Origin of the sequence: Paenibacillus sp. Marseille-Q4541, from assembly GCF_018310695.1 — a bacterium.
In the GTDB taxonomy this organism is placed as follows: Bacteria; Bacillota; Bacilli; order Paenibacillales; family Paenibacillaceae; genus Paenibacillus.
This window is the reverse complement of the sequence record NZ_JAGXCY010000035.1, coordinates 1-18,081: the sequence shown is the minus strand read 5'-3', so window position 1 is coordinate 18,081 and position 18,081 is coordinate 1. Positions and strand designations below refer to the sequence as shown.

Here is an 18,081-nt window from a genome sequence, read left to right as displayed (position 1 = left end):
GTTCTCTCTATTTACTACAAGAATAAGACATGCAAAGATCATTGACATCGACTTTGAAAATGATCATAATTATATCTAGATTAGAATTATTATAAATTATGTATTCCATTTCCGTAAAGGTTGCTTTTTATATGAACGGGTAGAGCGATTCATTACATTATTTCCGATTCGGCAAGGGATGACAAGGTAAGGGAATGACAGTTCCTCTTTTTTCGAATCAAAGGTAATAACTTATTGTATGCTTGTTCGCACCTGGTTCATTCGAAGTTCATTTACTTTAGTGTTTTGCGGAAGAAATCGGGAGGTAAAGTGAATGTATAAATCGGTTATTATCGGTACAGGTCCTGCGGGCCTGACTGCAGCAATTTATTTGGCGCGCGCCAATCTGAAACCACTCGTCATTGAGGGTCCTGAACCAGGCGGTCAACTTACCACAACAACAGAAGTAGAAAATTTCCCGGGTTTTCCTGAAGGTATTATGGGACCCGAACTTATGGACAATATGCGCAAACAGGCAGAACGTTTCGGTGCTGAATTCCGTACGGGATGGGTTAACAGCATTGATATGGCAGAACGTCCTTTCAAAATCCAAGTAGAAGGTCAAGGCGAGATCGTTTCTGAAACTGTAATTTTGTCTACGGGTGCCTCTGCTAAATATCTCGGCATTCCTGGAGAGCAAGAAAACGTAGGTTACGGAGTAAGTACTTGTGCAACTTGTGACGGCTTCTTCTTCCGTGGTAAAGAAATTATTGTTATCGGCGGCGGAGACTCGGCTCTTGAGGAAGCTAACTTCCTGACTCGTTTCGCATCCAAAGTAACAGTAGTGCACCGTCGTGAAGAGCTTCGTGCTTCAAAAATTATGCAAGATCGTGCGCGTGACAATGCAAAAATTGAATGGGCTCTGAACCGTACACCTGTTGAGATCCTTGCCGGTGAAAAAGGAGTAAACGGTCTGAAAGTGATCAACAATGTAACAGGCGAAGAAGAAATCATCAAAACTGATGGTGTGTTCGTAGCAATCGGTCACAATCCGAATACTGCTTTCTTGGATGGTCAAGTGACTACGGATGCCAATGGGTATATCGTTGTAAATCCGGGCACAAGTGAAACGAATATTCCTGGTGTGTTTGCATGTGGTGACGTACAAGATACTCGCTACAGACAAGCCATTACTGCAGCAGGCAGCGGATGTAAAGCAGCGATGGATTCCGAGAGATTTATCGAGAGTCTTGAGCACAGTGCAGTAGCGAACTAATTCTTGTTTATATATTCAACTTATGAGTAAGTGTGAACGAAATTCCATGAAATTATTTTAAACCGCACCCAGTATTTGGGGGCGGTTTTTCTTTTTAACGATAGATGGGTAGTATAAAGGATAGAGAATGATTACGTAGGAGCGATGATTTTGAAAAAAGGATATATTTTTATATTGTTATTTATTCTGATTATAACGGGCTGTGCTACGGGAGCAGAGTCTCCTGAGAATCCCTCTGTGAACAATTCCGCTTCCGAACCAGACAAGAACCAAGAGGCAGATTCCGGGTCTGAAGCAGAAGGAGAGGAAGGAAATAACTTGGGAGGAACGGAACTGCCTGGATATAAAGATGAAACTTCGGAGAAGGATACAGGGACGTATGAAGCCGAGCTTGCATCGATGACCTTAGAGCAGAAAATAGGTCAGCTGATTATTGCGGGATTTTCCGGTACACAACTGGCAGCTGAAGAGGCACAGTTTATTGCTTCTGGACAAATCGGCGGTGTCATCTTGTTTGGACCGAATGTAGAAAATAAGCATCAGCTGCTTAAGCTTATCAATGATATCAAGGCAAGTAATCCGGAGGGCAACAAACCACTCTTCATTTCCGTAGATGAAGAAGGAGGGCGTGTGTCACGCTTACCGGATGGTAAAACGGAGTTCCCATCTGCTCTTGTTATTGGGGAGCAAGATGATGCTAAATTATCTGAAGAAGTGGGAAGAGTTATTGGAGAAGAGGTCGGCGCTTTTGGATTTAATGTAGATTATGCTCCTGTCCTAGATATTTATAGTAATCCAGATAATAAGGTAATCGGTAATCGAGCTTTTGGTACAACGGCAGAAGAAGTATCCACTCATGGAATTGCTACAATGAAGGGACTCCAGAGAGCCGGAATAATCTCAGTTGTGAAACACTTTCCCGGTCATGGAGATACAGTAGTTGATTCACATGAGAGTCTACCTGTTGTAGACAAAACGAAAGCCGAGTTAGAGAAGTTGGAGCTTGTTCCTTTTCGAAAGGCGATAAAGGAAGGGGCGGACATGATGATGGTTGCACATATTCAGTATCCAGGTATAGACTCATCGGGCAAACCTGCCTCGCTGTCACCTGTCATGATTACAGAAATACTGCGAGAGGAACTTCATTATGATGGCGTTGTCGTTACGGACGACCTTGAAATGGGAGCGATTGAGAAAAATTATGGTTCTGGGGAGGCTGCTGTGATGGCCCTTGAAGCCGGGGCAGATGTGGTTCTGTTTGGTCACACACCGGAAAAAGCATCGGAAGCTTACAGCGCGATTCAGACCGCAGTAGAAGAAGGAAGGATGTCCGAATCGGAAGTGGATAAACATGTGCTTCGTATTCTGAAGCTGAAAGATAAATATGAACTATCAGATAAGAATTTGTCTGCAGAGGCATTAAAGAAGTTTGGTTCTGAGGAACATAAGCAGATAGCGGATCAGATTCGGTAGAAGAGACTCATTAAAGCTTAGATAATAGAAAGGCCAAATATGTAGATATCAAAAAAAGAGAGACTTTTTGTCTCTCTTTTTTTGATAATTTTGAAAGAAATATATTGTACAGATTATGGATAGAACCTTGGCTAAAAAACAAACCACATAAACCATTGGAATATAAAATAGACGGCTACACCGGATAATACGTACCATAATGCCTGTTTTTTCTTGCCTTGAAATAGTTTGAGAATTCCCAGACTAACCAAAGGGGCAATAATAATGAGGAAAAGCAGGACCGTGATGAACATCGCGGCTGAAATATCGGAAGTATCCACATAAGTCACGAGAGTTCTCTCCATTCCGTGCGTAAGGTATAGCTGCAATTTAAACCTTTGCAGTAATAAATGACACATAGTTAGACTTATTATACCTTGGATACTTGGGAATTCAGTCCAGAAAATAGGGCGAATTTTTGTCTATTTTCGTTAAATTTTTACATTTTACGTACGAACCCGAATTTGTCCGAGAAACTGGGATATGGCTCCATAGGCCGAACCGATTAAGGTAGAACTTGCACCAAGCTGAGCAAAGCCGATGTGGAGACTACGCCGGTGATAGGGAAGGGTTCGCTCGGCAACGACCCGCTGCAGAGAGGTTTCCATATATTTCTGGGCTTCAGAGAGTGGACCTCCGATAATAATGCGCTCTGGATTAAAACTATTTACGATGTTTGTAATCCCTACCCCTAGACGATGCCCCATACTTTTATAGAGTTCAAGGATTACAGGATCCCCTTTGGCGGCAAGTTCAATAAGTTCGGAAGTAGAACGTGAGGGCAGCTGCCAGCTAGCCTCATCATATGCTTTTTCTGATGCATAAAGCTCCCAGCAGCCCCGATTTCCGCAGGTGCATTGCTTTCCTTCTGCATCAATGGACATGTGTCCGGTTTCCCCAGCATAACCCCATGCTCCTTTATACAGTTCTCCGTCAATCATAATTCCTGATCCAATCCCTATTCCTGCACTGATATATATGAGATGTCGTAATCCTCTGGCTGCCCCGAAATGAAACTCGCCCAAAGCTCCGGCGTTTGCCTCATTATCTATGGTGACTGGGATATGGAGTTCTTCTTCTAACATGCTCCGAAGGGGAACCATATTCCATGCAAGGTTGGGTGCAAAAAGAACGGTGCCCTCTTCGTCTACCATCCCAGGCACTCCGATGCCAACACCAATGACCCCATGCGGGGAAGATGGAGCTTTATGTTGCAATCGATTGGTCATAGATACAATCGAATCACAAATGGAAGAGACATCGTGGTTATCAAGTGTCTGAATTTCCTCAGCAACAATCGATCCGGCTAGGTCGGTCAGCACCCCTTTTAGACGTCTCACACTGACTTCTATGCCTACCGCATAACCAGCATGTTTATTAAAAAGGAGCATGAGCGGTTTGCGTCCGCCGCTGGATTCCCCCGGTCCAAGTTCGGTGACCAAATGTCCCTCAATAAGTTCTGCTACAAGATTGGATACGGTCGCTTTATTTAATCCGGATAGCGTAGATACGGTGGCCCTGGATAAGGGGGCATGCTGCCGGATCGTATTTAAAATAATGGACTTATTAATTTTTTTGACCAGAGCCTGATCTCCGGTTATTGCCATGAATCAGCACATCCCTTCAGGAATTAGCGTTGTCATATTTTCCGAGATCTCGTCTCTTGGTACATATGTAACGTCTATTGTAGCAGAAAAAAACAAAAATGAACAAACTTTGTTTAACCAATAGACAAAGTAGAAAAGAGTGTGTTAGTATATCGTTGTAAACGATTTCGCGAATCGGAAATTAATAATTCAGAGGAGGGCTTTGTACAATGGCTTATTTTGAATCCGTGAACAAAGTTGCATTTGAAGGTAAAGAATCGAAAAATCCTTTTGCATTTAAATTTTATAATCCGGAAGAAGTCGTAGCTGGCAAAACAATGGAAGAGCATTTCCGCTTCGGTATGGCATACTGGCATACGTTGACGGCTGGTGGGGCTGATCCTTTTGGTGCAGAAACCGCTGTTCGTTCTTATAATAAATATTCAGGTCTTGACCTTGCGAAAGTCCGCGTTGAAGCGGCATTTGAATTTATGGAGAAAATGAATCTTCCTTTCTTCTGTTTCCATGATGTTGATATTGCTCCAGAAGGAAATAGTTTGCGTGAATTCTACAGCAACATCGACACGATCGTAGATTTGATTGAAGAACAGATGAAAGCTAGCGGTAAGAAACTGTTGTGGAATACAGCAAACATGTTTACTAACCCACGTTTTATGCACGGTGCAGCTTCTACATGCAATGCAGATGTATATGCTCACGCGGCAGCTCAGATCAAGAAAGGTCTCGAAGTTGGGAAACGTCTTGGTGCAGAAAACTACGTATTCTGGGGCGGTCGTGAAGGATACGATACTTTACTGAATACGGATATGGCTCTAGAGCAGGACAACATTGCCCGTATGTTCCATATGGCTGTTGATTATGCCAAAGAGATCGGCTTTGATGCTCAGTTCCTTATTGAACCTAAACCGAAAGAACCAACAAAGCATCAATATGATTTTGATGCAGCAACATCGATCGCCTTCTTGCAAAAATACGGCTTAGATAAAGACTTCAAACTGAATCTTGAAGCAAACCATGCTACACTTGCGGGTCATACCTTTGATCATGAGCTTCGTGTGGCACGCATTAACGGTATGCTTGGATCACTGGATGCCAATCAGGGTGATCTGTTGATCGGATGGGATACAGATGAGTTCCCAGTAGATATCTATGATGCAACTCTTACAATGTACGAAGTACTGAAGAATGGCGGACTTGGTAAAGGTGGCGTAAACTTTGATGCAAAAGTACGTCGTTCTTCCTTCGAGCCAGAAGATCTGTTCCTTGCTCATATTGCAGGTATGGACACGTATGCGAAAGGTCTGAAAGTAGCTGCGAAGCTGATTGAGGATCGTGTATTTGATAACTTTATCGAAAATCGTTACGCGAGCTTTAAAGAAGGCATCGGTGCAGAAGTAGTGGAAGGAAAAGCAACTCTAAGCTCCCTTGCTGAGTACGCACTGAACAATGAAACGCCGCGTGCGAATAAATCAGGTCGTCAAGAGCTTCTGAAAGCAACACTTAACCAGTATATCTTGGCTGACTAATACTTTGATTCGAGTAGGGTCAGATAGGTATCTTATCTGAGCAGCCCTTTTTTGAAAAGGGAATTAACTGAACAAGCCAACAGGACGCCTTAATTTTTAGTAGAGACTTTACGGAACGTCCCCGGCCTTTTTCGCCCGTATGCGAAAGGTGCGGGGACGTTTCTTATATAGTAGAAGAAAAAGTATGGAATATGGGGAGGAAGGAATACAATGAGTTATGTTATCGGGATAGATTTAGGAACGAGTGCAGTCAAAACGGTCCTCGTCAACCGCAGTGGCGAGGTGCTGTTTGAATCATCAGAGCCCTATCCGCTGTATCAGCCCAAGGCTGGCTATAGCGAACAAAATCCGGAAGATTGGGTAGAGCAAACGTTAGTTTCTCTCCGTAAGCTGTTGGGGATGTCAAACGTGTCCCCTGAGGATGTTACAGGACTGAGCTTCTCAGGACAGATGCATGGACTGGTATTACTGGATAAGGAAGGTCAGGTGCTGCGTCCGGCAATGTTGTGGAATGACACACGGACAACGGCACAATGCCGCCGAATTGAGGAGACATTAGGTGCGGATTTATTGCAGATTGCGAAAAACCGTGCACTGGAAGGTTTCACCCTCCCCAAAATATTATGGGTTCAAGAGCATGAACCTGAGATCCTGGAACAGGCATCGGTATTCCTACTTCCGAAAGATTATGTCCGCTATCGGTTAACCGGAGATTATGCCATGGATTATTCAGATGCGGCAGGAACACTGCTTTTGGATGTAGCAAGTAAAACATGGAGTGAGTCTATTGCAGCAGCCTTCTCACTGCCTCTCACTCTTTGTCCAAGACTCGTAGAGTCTTTTGAAGAAGTAGGAACCTTGCTGCCGGAGATTGCGAAAGCTTCTGGTCTTAACGCGGAGACGAAAGTATTCGCGGGTGGAGCGGACAATGCCTGTGGTGCAATTGGGGCAGGAATTCTAAGTGAAGGTCAGACAATGAGCAGTATCGGTACTTCTGGCGTAGTTCTTGCTTATGAAGAACGTAGAGAGCTTGATTTCGAAGGGAAAGTTCACTTTTTTAACCACGGGGAAAAAGACGCCTTTTACATTATGGGTGTGACGCTCGCAGCTGGATATAGTTTGAGCTGGTTTAAGGATACATTTGCAAAAGACCTATCATTTGATGAACTGCTCAGCGGTATTGATCAAATACCGGCAGGCAGCAAGGGGCTGCTATTTACTCCTTATCTAGTTGGAGAACGTACCCCCCATCCAGATGCGAGTGTACGAGCCAGCTTTATCGGGATGGACGCAGGTCATACCCTTCCGCACTTTGGACGTGCCGTACTGGAGGGGATTACTTTTTCCTTGAGAGAATCTATTGATATTATCCGTGAATCTGGTAAAACCATTCATGAAGTTGTTTCTATTGGCGGCGGTGCCAAAAATGAAACATGGCTGCAAATGCAGGCTGATATTTTTAATGCTCGAATTATTAAGTTGGAAAGCGAACAAGGCCCAGCGATGGGGGCAGCGATGCTTGCTGCTTATGGATGCGGCTGGTTTGATTCTCTTCAGGCATGTGCTGCTGAATTTATCCGTCCCGCAAAAACCTATGAACCGAATCCTGAAACCGCAGCACGATACGATAAATTGTTTGCACTATATCAGAACGTATATGGACAAACACGCGAACTCAATGAGCAATTAGCAGAATATAGATAAGAGCTTTATTCGCAGACCTAATAACCACCTCGCATTCTTCAAGCTGAGGTGGTTATTTGACTTATTTGAGTAGTATTTGTATGAAAATAAGGTCTTAAAATCGTCAATTTTTCCATGGAACTGGTAAGAAATAATGGAAGTAGGGTTTTACGCTACTGAAAGTTATGGTAGAGTGAATGGGGTTTAGCATACTTTTTCCGGCTAAAAAGTTCGATCATAAATCAATACTTTTAAATGTAAAATATGGAATATGATAGTTTATATTGTGATATAATGGCATAGATTGGAAATTGAAGGGGAGGTACAGATTTGGATAAAAGGTCATCTATTCCGGTGAAAAAAGTAGCAGCTGCGATGGCGGCCATCATGCTTGGTGTACATACGCAAGGTGCGATACAAAGTGTTTCTGCTGCTTCTGCAGTTGTAAGTAATACTAAAGATGATCAGGCAGTCAGTTCTATTACGGATTCCAAAATACCTACAGGTGCTAAAATCTCTTCAAATGAAGCACATAAAAAGATAGTGGCTCTTTTTCCTGAATTGTCTAAAGCTACTCTTGTCTCTGTTAATTACGGAGACAGCTATTCTTATCCGAAAACGGATAAGAAAGATTGGGACCTGCAATATCAAGTGGAAAAAGGAACAATGACGCATGGTTTCAATGCAAGGGTATCCGGAGAAACCGGAGAAGTTTTGTCTGTCCACGTTCCTGAAATCCTATGGGAAACGAATGATACGGATCAAAGAATTTCTAAAGAAAATGCAGCCGAGATCAGCAAGACTTTTCTTCGTAAGGCGCTTCCTAATCTAAAAGAAGAAGACTACAGATTGGTGTATCAAGGGATGGGGGAGACGCCCCCACTTTTTGGTCACGCACAGTATTCATTTAGCTATCAGCTTAAAGTGAATGGTCTGCCAGCAAGCGATAGTCAGGCTTCTATTAGTGTGCATGATAGCGGAAAAGTTGTTGGCTATTCAAGGTCAAGCCTAGATAGTAAATACCCATCATCTACGCCAAAGGTCACCCAAGCTGAAGCAGAAGCTTTATTCAAGAAAAGTTTTGATGTGCAGCTTGCCTATATCCCTGTAAGCTATCCACTTGGAGCTAGACATACCAATTATTATATTGGATATGTACCTACGGGTGAGGGAATCGGTATTGATGCAAATACCGGAAAAATACTGAATTCGGCTGATATTAGCGGAGATAATACAACGGAGATGCTAAACGAGGCGCTTCCTACAGGAAGCGAGAAATTTAAACCTGCTGCTTCACCTATTAGTCAAGATGAGGCTGTTGCCTTGATTAAGAAGTATTTAGCACTCCCAGAAGGCTATGTGCAGCGGGACACAAGGCTGGTTAAGAATAGATATGGTACAGGAAAGTCCACGTGGGATATTCGTTTTGAAAAAGAAAATGTGAGCCCTGATCGCATGTTTATGAACGATATTTCCGTACAAGTGGATCAGACGACAGGGGAAATCAAAAGTTATAATCTTTATACTAGTTATACAGAATCTGAGCAAAATGATTCAAAGCAATCCCAAGGTAAAGACATCTCGAAAGAGGTAGCAAAAGAGCAGGTACTCAAAACAATACTTGCTTTGGTACCTAATGCGTCTGAGGAACTGAAACTTACTTCTATTTATACCTCGGATGATAGCTACAGTTTCTCATTTAGCAGATATATTAACGGAGTATCCGTATATAACGATGGTATACAAATGACGATTTCCAAGAAGGGAATTGTCCAGTCTTACTATAACAGCCTATATGCAGACGCGAAGAAACTTCCTGCAGCAGAACCTTCCGTTACCAAGGAACAAGCCATAGCATCTTACCTAAAGGAATATAAACTTGAACTCGGCTATCAAGGTTATGGTGGGTATTATTCTAACAATGGAGAGGTACCGCGAACGGTTAAACTGGTGTATAATCCGACTTTGGCCAACGGCGAATCTGATTATTATGCATCAAAAGTTTTGGACGGTGTTACAGCTAAATGGCGTTCACTTTATTCAAGTGAAGAAGAAAGTATAGTAGCTGAAGTAGTGGATATCAAAGGCCATCAGAATGAAAAAGTGCTTGAAAATATGATTTCACATGGTGTGCTGGTACCGAGTGCGGAAGGGAAAGTAGAGCCGGAGCGAACGATTACTAAAGGTGACTGGTATACTTACCTTGCAAGAGCTGTATATCCGAACCCGGAGAATGGTTATTATTCCAGCCGTGAACAACAACTTTTTGCAGATGTCGATGTAGAAAGTCCATACTATCAAGTTGTGAGCATACTGATTGAGAATGGATGGCTCGAAGCTGATTCAGAAGTGAAGTTGTCTGCCGACGACCAAATTACCCGTGAACAATTATCCGAGATGATTGTGAGTATTTTAAAATATGATAAATTGTCCAAATTCTATCAAGAGGGTTCCGATCTGCCGAGTGTAGCGGATGCTTCACAGATTAAGAATAAGGGGGCTGCTTCACTCGCGATCAAGTTAGATCTGCTTCCATTGATTGATGGACGCTTCCTGCCGGAACGCCTAGTAACGGTTGCTGAAGCATCTAAAGTACTGAGCCGACTAGCTGAATTACAAGGGAAACTTGATTTTTTCATGAATAGTCAGTCATCCTATCGCTATTATTAATGAATTGAATAGTACAGGTACTTATTTTTCATAAACTGAATAGATATAGTTAGATACAGAAATAGCTTCCTACTAAGGAAGCTATTTTTTTTCGAGGAGGATCGACAAAACTAGAAAAGAGATGTCAAGAGCGTTTATGTTACAATATTCCTGTAAAGACTAGAGCCCATTACCCGAAGAGAGGCGGAGACGACCTTGAGGAAAAACCGCTTTGGTTTATTAATCGTTGTACTGCTCGGCGTTGTGATGCTCGCCGGCATTCCCCGTGCGGTAGACTTGGATACGTTGTATGCTGCTTCTACGGAGAAAGTGGTAACGTCGGAAAGTATGCATACCGTATTAACAACAGCTATGCTAGGCAGAACAGAAAGTGTGAAGTTTACCTACAAGGGAAAAGTCAAAACACTGAAGTCCACTCTGCAAAATGCCATTGAAGAAGCGATGGCCAGCGACCCCTATATTCAATACAATATAAAAAGTTATGCTTATCATTACAAAGGAAACAATGTGTCTGCTGAAGTCAATATTGATTTGAAATACCGGGAGTCCAAGACGCAGACAGCGTATGTGGAACGTAGAGTAAAAGAGATTTTACAGAAGATTATTACACCCGAAATGAATGCGCATGAGAAGGTGGAAGCCATTCATGACTGGATTGTGCTTCATCTTGCGTATGATGAGTCACTGCAGAAGTACACTGCCTATGATGGACTTGCTACAGGTAGTACCGTATGCCAAGGATACTCGCTACTTGCTTATAAGATGCTGGAGGAGTCGGGGATAGAGAACCGGATTGTGGAGGGTCAGGCAGGAGGACAACTCCATGCTTGGAATTTGGTATTACTCGATGGCAAATGGTATCATCTGGACGCAACATGGGATGATCCAACGCCTAATCAACCGGGTAAGGTGAGTTATAACTATTATTTACTTACAGATCAAGAGATGGCTGAGGATCATACGTGGCAAAAAAAATATCCAGCGGCAACCCAGTTATATCGGGATACCCTCGGAGAACTACAGCAACAAAATGATGGAAAGATAGAAGCCTACGATCGTCTTTATCGTAAACTGGATTACGTTCTTTATAATGAGGATGAAATTATTCGTAGTTCTGCTGATCTAAAGGCACTCGTAAAGGAAACAATAAAGGAAGAGCAAAAGACGGTCCTTTTCCGTTACAGTGGGGAGAGGGCAAGACTTACGGAGGCCCTTAAGGATTTGTACAGTCTAGGACTCGAATCCATTTCCTATTATGTATCTGATTTTGAGGATACCGGAGATGCTAAGGTGAAAGTGAGCTGGAACCTTGAATAAGAAAAAGCCTGATCTACACTTTGGTGTAGATCAGGCTTTTTTCATTAAGAATGTTGTCCAGATTCGAAATCGCATTCCTGAAGTGGAATCACTTTTGTTTTATGCTTCCATTTATAACCTAGCCAGATGATCAGGAATAAAGGAATCGTGAAGTAGGTTGCTATCAGATCGAGCCATCCTACATTACTTAGATCGAGAGTGAAAACTTGACCTAGGATAACAATCAAACATAAAACAAAGGCAAAGATCGGTCCGAACGGAAACCATCTTGCCCGGAAAGGCAAGTCTTTCAAATCGCGTCCTTGGGCGATATAAGCTTTTCGGAAACGATAATGACTAATGGAAATACCGAGCCATGTAATAAATCCGCACATTCCTGAAGCATTTAGTAGCCAAGTGTATACGACGCCATCCCCGAAAAATGAAGCAAAGAAGGCGAGCATTCCAACTGCTCCAGTAACTAGAAGGGCATAGATTGGAACGCCATGTTTGTTCAGCTTGCCAAAAATCCGTGGCGCTTTTCCTTCCTTCGCAAGGGCAAAGAGCACACGACTAGAAGCATAGATCCCGGAATTTCCGGCAGAAAGGACAGAAGTAAGGATAACTGCATTCATGACAGAAGCTGCGAAAGCAAGTCCTGCTTTTTCGAATACTAAGGTAAACGGACTGACGCTGATACTATCAATACCCGATTTTAGCAAACTCGGACTTGTATATGGAATGATGAGACCAATGACCAGAATCGTAAAAATATAAAAGAGCAAAATCCGCCAGAACACCTGACGAATGGCACGCGGTACATTTTCACGTGGGTTTTCGCTTTCACCAGCGGCAACACCGATTAGTTCTGTGCCTTGGAAGGAGAAACCGGCAGCCATAAATACACCAAGCAGTGCAAAAAATCCTCCGTGCAGCGGTGCATCTCCAATCGTGAAGTTGCTAAAACCAACGGCTTCGCCGCCAATAATACCCACGATCATCATGACACCGACAATCAAAAATATAATAACCGTTACAATTTTAATAAGAGCGAACCAATATTCCGATTCCCCGTATCCTTTGACCGACAGTACATTGAGTCCAACAATGAGCAAAAGGAAAAGTAAACTCCACAACGCGGAGTTGCTATCAGGAAACCAGTATTTAATGATGAGAGTTGCTGCAGATAATTCGGCAGCTATTGTGATCGCCCAGTTATACCAGAAGTTCCACCCCAGTGCGAAACCGAGAGATGGATCTACAAACCGAGTTGCATAAGTACTAAACGAACCGGAATCCGGCATAAAAGTGGCAAGCTCACCAAGGCTGGACATCAGGAAATACACCATAATGCCAACGGCCGCATAAGCAATAAGAGCACCGCCAGGGCCAGAAGATGCGATAGCACCACCACTCGCTAGAAAGAGTCCTGTTCCGATCGATCCGCCTAGTGCAATCATTGTCATATGGCGTGCCTTAAGACCCTTTTTCAGTGTGGGTGCTGGTGTGTCATGTTGCATGATGTAAATACACTCCTTCTTTTTGAGTCAGACAATACAAAAAGACCGCAGGTAGGTACCGGCGGTCTTTATTATCAATTCCGCACCATACGTTAATTTCAATGTGAAGATAGCTCAACATAGCTGTTCCCTTTAGTAAAGAGAATCATGCTATGACAGTTCTGCCCCTTTCGGAAGCAGCCCCAACCTGGAGTATATTTCAATCGAGCATTACTCACAGATTTCGGCAAATACGCCTTTTGACCCGGATGCTAGCGGCAGCTCATATGCCTCTCCTTAGTCTACTCATCGTATTCGCGACCTCTACCTCACCGTAAACTTACGTATGATGAGGTGTATCTTAATATATAATTGTCCAAAAATCTTGTGGAAAACAGACTCTAGTATAAAGGAAGGATACATCTAAATCAATGGTACAAACTTCCTTTTTGTGTGAGTTTATTGTTAAGTTAATCCTTTTTACGACCCGCCATTTGTTGCCATATCGTGCCTGCTGCTTCTTCCCCGGATTCGATACGTTCGAGAGCCATTCTTGCCTGAAGACTGACTTCAAACTCAGGATCATTCACAGCTTCTTCGAGAGCTTCTTTTGCATCTTCTGTTCCTACTTCATAGAGGAAACGTGCGGCCCGCCAGCGGACGAGCTTACTGCTATCTTTGAGCGCTGGAATCATAACCGGCGTGGCTGCAGCATCTCCAATGTCTGATAAAGTATCTCCTGCTGTTCGGCGCACGGCAGGGGATTTATCCTGCATTGCTTCATATAATAGTTCTTGAGCTTCCGGCGTTTTTAAATCACCAAGATAAATAATCGCAAGACGACGAATCTGCATTTTCTCATCCTGAAGAGCCGTATGGATAAGATCGATTCGTTCCGGAGTAGGCTCCATTTGATCTAGAGCAGCATAACGAACACGCCAGTCCTCATTTTGAAGAGCAGTCTTCACTTCTTCATCTGTTAGATCGCGGCGCTGCTCTATAAATTCGTCTTGATTGGCGCCATGGGCGATTGCTTGATCAATGACTTTCTGCAGACGCTCTTGCGGGAAAGCAGCTTCTAGCTCTTGTTCTACTTCGCGCGCAATATCAGGCAGTTCGCCATAACGTACTCCATAGTCTGTTAGCTTACGTTCTTTGATCAGCGTATTGGAAGCAACTTCTGTGACAGCTTTAACGAATCGATCCGATAGGGAGATACGTTCTTCTTGAGAACCGGATTTTACACGAATCTGCATAGGAATTCCGCGGAAAAATTGAACAAATACTTGGGCTTCGCCAAAGTGTTCACCGATGTTTTCCTCAGATTGAGTCCAGTTCAGTTCGGCACCTTCCTGACCAAGTTTCTCTTGGACTTCACCAAGAATGGCAGACCAGTCTGCATTTCCTTTACGGTCGAGAGCAACAAAACCAGCGGTGTGGAATACACTTTTGACACCGGTAATATGAAGCATTTGACGAATAAAAGCAGGGGCAGAGCGTTCATTATCAAGGGTATATGTTTTACGAATTCCCGCTTCAAGTTGTTCATCCAAGTGAAGCATCATTGTATTGGGACTTGGCGTAGGTTCTATGGATATAATTTTCATAAGTCAAAATACCTCCGTTCATATAAAATTCATCTTGAGATAAAGTAATCTCCATTATTGTACATGAGGAATGAAATAAATCCAAAAAGTGTGTATTCCTTTTGTAAATTGAGAAAATAGATCATATTTATGCTATAATATGATGCCATACGGGTAAATGCGGTTTATACTGCTGTTGTATGCCCTGAGGGCTTGTATAAGAGCTTACGATACAACTTATGAAATAAATTTATTTTAATATAAAGGATGGGATTCTTGAATGATTAGTACAAGCGGCATAACACTCCGCTACGGAAAGCGCGCACTATTTGAAGATGTGAACATCAAGTTCACGCCGGGCAATTGCTACGGTCTTATTGGTGCCAACGGAGCAGGTAAATCTACATTTTTGAAAATTTTATCTGGTGAGATTGAACCGAACCAAGGTGAAGTACACATGACACCAGGTGAGCGTATGGCTGTATTGAAACAGAACCACTACGAGTACGACCAATATCCGGTACTTGAGACTGTAATTATGGGTCACACGAAACTCTACAGTATTATGAAAGAAAAAGATGCGCTCTATGCTAAATCTGACTTTACAGAAGCAGATGGACTTCGCGCAGGTGAGCTAGAAGGTGAGTTTGCTGAGCTGAACGGCTGGGATGCTGAACCTGATGCAGCTGCACTCCTGATCGGTCTAGGTATTCCTCGTGAAATGCACGAGAACAAAATGGCTGAGCTTAGCGGAAATGAAAAAGTTCGGGTACTCTTGGCACAAGCTTTGTTCGGTAATCCGAATAACCTTTTGCTCGATGAGCCTACCAACTATTTGGATCTGGAATCTATTCAGTGGCTGGAGAACTTCCTCATGGATTACGAAGGTACTGTTATCGTCGTATCCCATGACCGTCACTTCTTAAACAAAGTTTGTACGCATATTGCGGACATCGACTTTGGTAAAATCCAGCTATATGTAGGTAACTATGATTTCTGGTATGAATCAAGTCAGCTGGCACTTGCTTTGCAGCGTGATGCGAATAAGAAAAAAGAAGATAAGATGAAAGAACTTCAAGCGTTTATCCAGCGTTTCTCGGCGAATGCATCGAAATCGAAGCAAGCAACTTCCCGTAAGAAACAACTCGAGAAGATCCAATTGGATGATATTCGTCCGTCAAACCGGAAATATCCATTTATTAACTTCAAGCCAGAGCGTGAAGCAGGTAAACAACTGCTTACCGTAGATCGTCTTGTTAAATCCGTAGAAGGCGAGAAAGTCATTGACGATCTTAGCTTTGTTGTAAATAAAGGCGACAAGATTGCTTTTGTAGGTCCAAACACTTTGCCTAAATCGACATTGTTTGAAGTGCTTATGAATGAGACAGAACCTGATGCAGGTGAATTCGCATGGGGAGTTACGACAACACAAGCTTATTTCCCGAAAGACAACTCCAAATATTTTGAAGGTGTCGATATGAATTTGGTGGAGTGGCTTCGTCAGTTCTCCAAAGATCAGGAAGAAACTTTCTTGCGCGGATTCTTGGGACGTATGCTTTTCTCTGGAGAAGAAGCACTTAAGAAAGCAAGTGTTCTTTCCGGGGGAGAAAAAGTTCGTTGTATGCTGTCCAAAATGATGCTGAACGGTGCGAACGTGCTAATTCTGGATGAGCCAACGAATCACCTTGACCTCGAATCCATTACTGCACTGAATAATGGTTTGATTGATTTTGATGGTACCATCTTGTTTACATCCCATGACCATCAGTTCATTCAAACGATTGCGAATCGCATCATTGAAATTACACCGAACGGTGTAATCGATCGCTCCATGAGCTATGATGAGTATCTCGATAGTGAAGAAGTGAAACAGCTTCGTGCTCAAATGTATCCGGCTGAGGCTTAATTCTAAAATCCAGCTAAAGTAATATAAAAAGTCCGTATCTCTTCGTCAGAGATACGGACTTTTTTAGGTTGCTAACAGAGAACCTTTTATGAACCACCTGTACGGCGGCGTTGATTATTCGGTTTTTTGTTATTTTGACTGACCATTTTCTTGGTTCCTGCGCTTTGAAATCCTCCACGATTGCCGGAAGAAGCTTGTTCTTTTTTTTGTGCCAATTTTTGCTTGATCGCATCGGCTAGACTTACTTTGCGTTGTTCATTCTCTTCATTCATACGGGTACATCCTCCTAAGAGATGTTTAAAATACTTATTATCTGATATCCACCTTATTTTATACGTTTTTAAATACGGGAACAAGGGAAAGAATAGTTAAAGTGGGATGAACCGTGCGGGAAGAATAATTGCACTAATGCAAAAAAGTTTAATTAATCATACAGCCCTGCCATAAAGCAACACTGTTTCACAGTCACTACAGCAATGTGGAGCTGCAACACTGTTTCTGTAGACCCACACGATCTCCGTTTGGTAACATGAGTAGACAAAGTTTTTCGTCCTGTCTTTTTCTTGATAAAGCTAATTTGAGGGAGTGTCTTCTGGTTGAACGCTTATGATGATATTAAAAAAGGAGAGCGCGGTGCCTGGATCAGTATCGCAGCTTATCTTGTTTTGTCTGCTTTTAAACTCTTTTGTGGGTTTGTTTTTAATTCAAGTGCGCTGAAGGCGGATGGTCTCAATAATATGACCGACATCGTAGCTTCAATCGCAGTACTCATAGGTCTTAAAATATCGAGAAAACCGCCCGATTCTGATCATGCTTATGGACATTTTCGTGCTGAGACAGTAGCTGCAATGGTGGCTTCCTTTATTATGGCGATGGTCGGTATACAGGTACTGATTGATGCAACGAAAGGGTTATTTGAAGGGAATAAAGAGATTCCGAACGCTTGGTCTGCTGCAGTAGCAGCCATATCGGCAGTCGTCATGATTTTTGTCTATTTATACAATCGTAAGCTTGCAAAACAGATTAAGAGTCAGGCGCTAATGGCAGCTGCAAAAGATAATTTATCGGATGCGCTGGTCAGTGTCGGAGCAGGTATTGGTATTTTAGGTGCACAGCTCGGATTGCCTTGGCTTGATACGGTGGCAGCTTTTGTTGTTGGATTGTTAATCTGTAAAACTGCATGGGATATTTTCAGAGAATCAACACATAGTTTGACCGATGGATTTAATGAAGAGGAACTGCTAGATTTACGAAGTACAATTGCAAAAACCTCAGGAGTTCAAGGGATTAAGGATGTAAAAGCAAGATTGTATGGAAGCCATGTGATGGTTGATGTCGTCGTAGAGGTTGACCCGAACTTGAGTCTTGTGGAAGGGCATAAAATCAGTGATACCATTGAGGAAAATATGAGACGGCACCATAACATTATGCATGTTCATGTACACGTAGAACCGAAAATTGCATTACGTTAATGTTTCATAGTTATTCTGTCCTTTGTGAAAAAGGGTGTCTGCTGCAAGCTGTTAAAGCTTGCAGCAGAC

Annotated in this window: 13 protein-coding genes and 1 riboswitch; of the genes, 8 read left to right on the top strand and 5 right to left on the bottom strand. The window is 42.8% G+C overall.

Annotation, left to right across the window (positions count from 1 at the left end; all coding sequences use genetic code 11):
* Positions 1 to 313: 313 nt before the first annotated feature.
* Both trxB and nagZ read left to right on the top strand, forming a co-directional pair.
* On the top strand, positions 314 to 1,255 hold the full coding sequence (gene trxB / locus KFT32_RS22740) for a thioredoxin-disulfide reductase (RefSeq protein ID WP_211749727.1): 942 nt from the start codon (positions 314 to 316) through the stop codon (positions 1,253 to 1,255).
* 150 nt (positions 1,256 to 1,405) lie between these two features.
* Positions 1,406 to 2,728, top strand: coding sequence for a beta-N-acetylhexosaminidase (nagZ, locus tag KFT32_RS22735; RefSeq protein ID WP_211749726.1), 1,323 nt, complete (start codon positions 1,406 to 1,408; stop codon positions 2,726 to 2,728).
* Between the two features lie 131 nt (positions 2,729 to 2,859).
* Here the strand turns inward: nagZ and KFT32_RS22730 are convergent, their stop codons facing one another.
* Positions 2,860 to 3,057, bottom strand: a complete 198-nt coding sequence (locus KFT32_RS22730; RefSeq protein WP_211749725.1) for a hypothetical protein — start codon at positions 3,055 to 3,057, stop codon at positions 2,860 to 2,862.
* 156 nt (positions 3,058 to 3,213) lie between these two features.
* The gene (locus KFT32_RS22725) at positions 3,214 to 4,374 is read right to left on the bottom strand and encodes an ROK family protein (protein WP_211749724.1); all 1,161 of its coding nucleotides are present in this window, start codon (positions 4,372 to 4,374) and stop codon (positions 3,214 to 3,216) included.
* A 209-nt stretch (positions 4,375 to 4,583) separates the two neighbouring features.
* Here KFT32_RS22725 and xylA point away from each other — a divergent pair, with 209 nt between their 5' ends.
* From xylA to KFT32_RS22705, 4 genes are all read left to right on the top strand, one after another.
* Entirely contained in the window at positions 4,584 to 5,900 is a 1,317-nt protein-coding gene (gene xylA / locus KFT32_RS22720; protein ID WP_211749723.1) for a xylose isomerase, read from the top strand.
* A 210-nt stretch (positions 5,901 to 6,110) separates the two neighbouring features.
* A complete protein-coding gene (gene xylB, locus KFT32_RS22715) occupies positions 6,111 to 7,604 on the top strand; it encodes a xylulokinase (protein ID WP_211749722.1) in 1,494 nt (497 codons plus the stop codon).
* Between the two features lie 309 nt (positions 7,605 to 7,913).
* On the top strand, positions 7,914 to 10,253 hold the full coding sequence (locus KFT32_RS22710; protein ID WP_211749721.1) for a YcdB/YcdC domain-containing protein: 2,340 nt from the start codon (positions 7,914 to 7,916) through the stop codon (positions 10,251 to 10,253).
* 195 nt (positions 10,254 to 10,448) lie between these two features.
* The gene (locus KFT32_RS22705; protein WP_211749720.1) at positions 10,449 to 11,570 is read left to right on the top strand and encodes a transglutaminase domain-containing protein; all 1,122 of its coding nucleotides are present in this window, start codon (positions 10,449 to 10,451) and stop codon (positions 11,568 to 11,570) included.
* 44 nt (positions 11,571 to 11,614) lie between these two features.
* Here the strand turns inward: KFT32_RS22705 and KFT32_RS22700 are convergent, their stop codons facing one another.
* Positions 11,615 to 13,069 carry an amino acid permease gene (locus KFT32_RS22700; RefSeq protein WP_211749719.1) on the bottom strand — a complete coding sequence of 485 codons (1,455 nt, stop codon included), beginning with the start codon at positions 13,067 to 13,069 and terminating at the stop codon, positions 11,615 to 11,617.
* Between the two features lie 102 nt (positions 13,070 to 13,171).
* Positions 13,172 to 13,383, bottom strand: a riboswitch (Lysine riboswitch).
* Positions 13,384 to 13,518: 135 nt separating this feature from the next.
* Positions 13,519 to 14,655 (bottom strand): virulence factor, encoded by a 1,137-nt coding sequence (locus tag KFT32_RS22695; RefSeq protein ID WP_211749718.1) that lies wholly within the window; start codon positions 14,653 to 14,655, stop codon positions 13,519 to 13,521.
* Positions 14,656 to 14,914: 259 nt separating this feature from the next.
* Here KFT32_RS22695 and KFT32_RS22690 point away from each other — a divergent pair, with 259 nt between their 5' ends.
* The gene (locus KFT32_RS22690) at positions 14,915 to 16,540 is read left to right on the top strand and encodes an ABC-F family ATP-binding cassette domain-containing protein (protein ID WP_211749717.1); all 1,626 of its coding nucleotides are present in this window, start codon (positions 14,915 to 14,917) and stop codon (positions 16,538 to 16,540) included.
* Between the two features lie 86 nt (positions 16,541 to 16,626).
* Here the strand turns inward: KFT32_RS22690 and KFT32_RS22685 are convergent, their stop codons facing one another.
* Entirely contained in the window at positions 16,627 to 16,812 is a 186-nt protein-coding gene (locus tag KFT32_RS22685) for a hypothetical protein (RefSeq protein WP_211749716.1), read from the bottom strand.
* 324 nt (positions 16,813 to 17,136) lie between these two features.
* Between KFT32_RS22685 and KFT32_RS22680 the strand changes: the two genes are divergently transcribed.
* Positions 17,137 to 18,012: a cation diffusion facilitator family transporter gene (locus KFT32_RS22680; protein WP_211749715.1), complete on the top strand. Its 876-nt coding sequence runs from the start codon at positions 17,137 to 17,139 to the stop codon at positions 18,010 to 18,012.
* Positions 18,013 to 18,081 lie beyond the last annotated feature (69 nt).

Excerpts from the sequence above, each read along its gene's own strand:
- trxB (WP_211749727.1), top strand. The coding sequence starts at position 314 with ATGTATAAATCGGTTATTATCGGTACAGGTCCTGCGGGCCTGACTGCA.
- KFT32_RS22725 (WP_211749724.1), bottom strand. The coding sequence starts at position 4,374 with ATGGCAATAACCGGAGATCAGGCTCTGGTCAAAAAAATTAATAAGTCC.
- xylA (WP_211749723.1), top strand. The coding sequence starts at position 4,584 with ATGGCTTATTTTGAATCCGTGAACAAAGTTGCATTTGAAGGTAAAGAA.
- xylB (WP_211749722.1), top strand. The coding sequence starts at position 6,111 with ATGAGTTATGTTATCGGGATAGATTTAGGAACGAGTGCAGTCAAAACG.
- KFT32_RS22700 (WP_211749719.1), bottom strand. The coding sequence starts at position 13,069 with ATGCAACATGACACACCAGCACCCACACTGAAAAAGGGTCTTAAGGCA.
- KFT32_RS22695 (WP_211749718.1), bottom strand. The coding sequence starts at position 14,655 with ATGAAAATTATATCCATAGAACCTACGCCAAGTCCCAATACAATGATG.
- KFT32_RS22690 (WP_211749717.1), top strand. The coding sequence starts at position 14,915 with ATGATTAGTACAAGCGGCATAACACTCCGCTACGGAAAGCGCGCACTA.
- KFT32_RS22685 (WP_211749716.1), bottom strand. The coding sequence starts at position 16,812 with ATGAATGAAGAGAATGAACAACGCAAAGTAAGTCTAGCCGATGCGATC.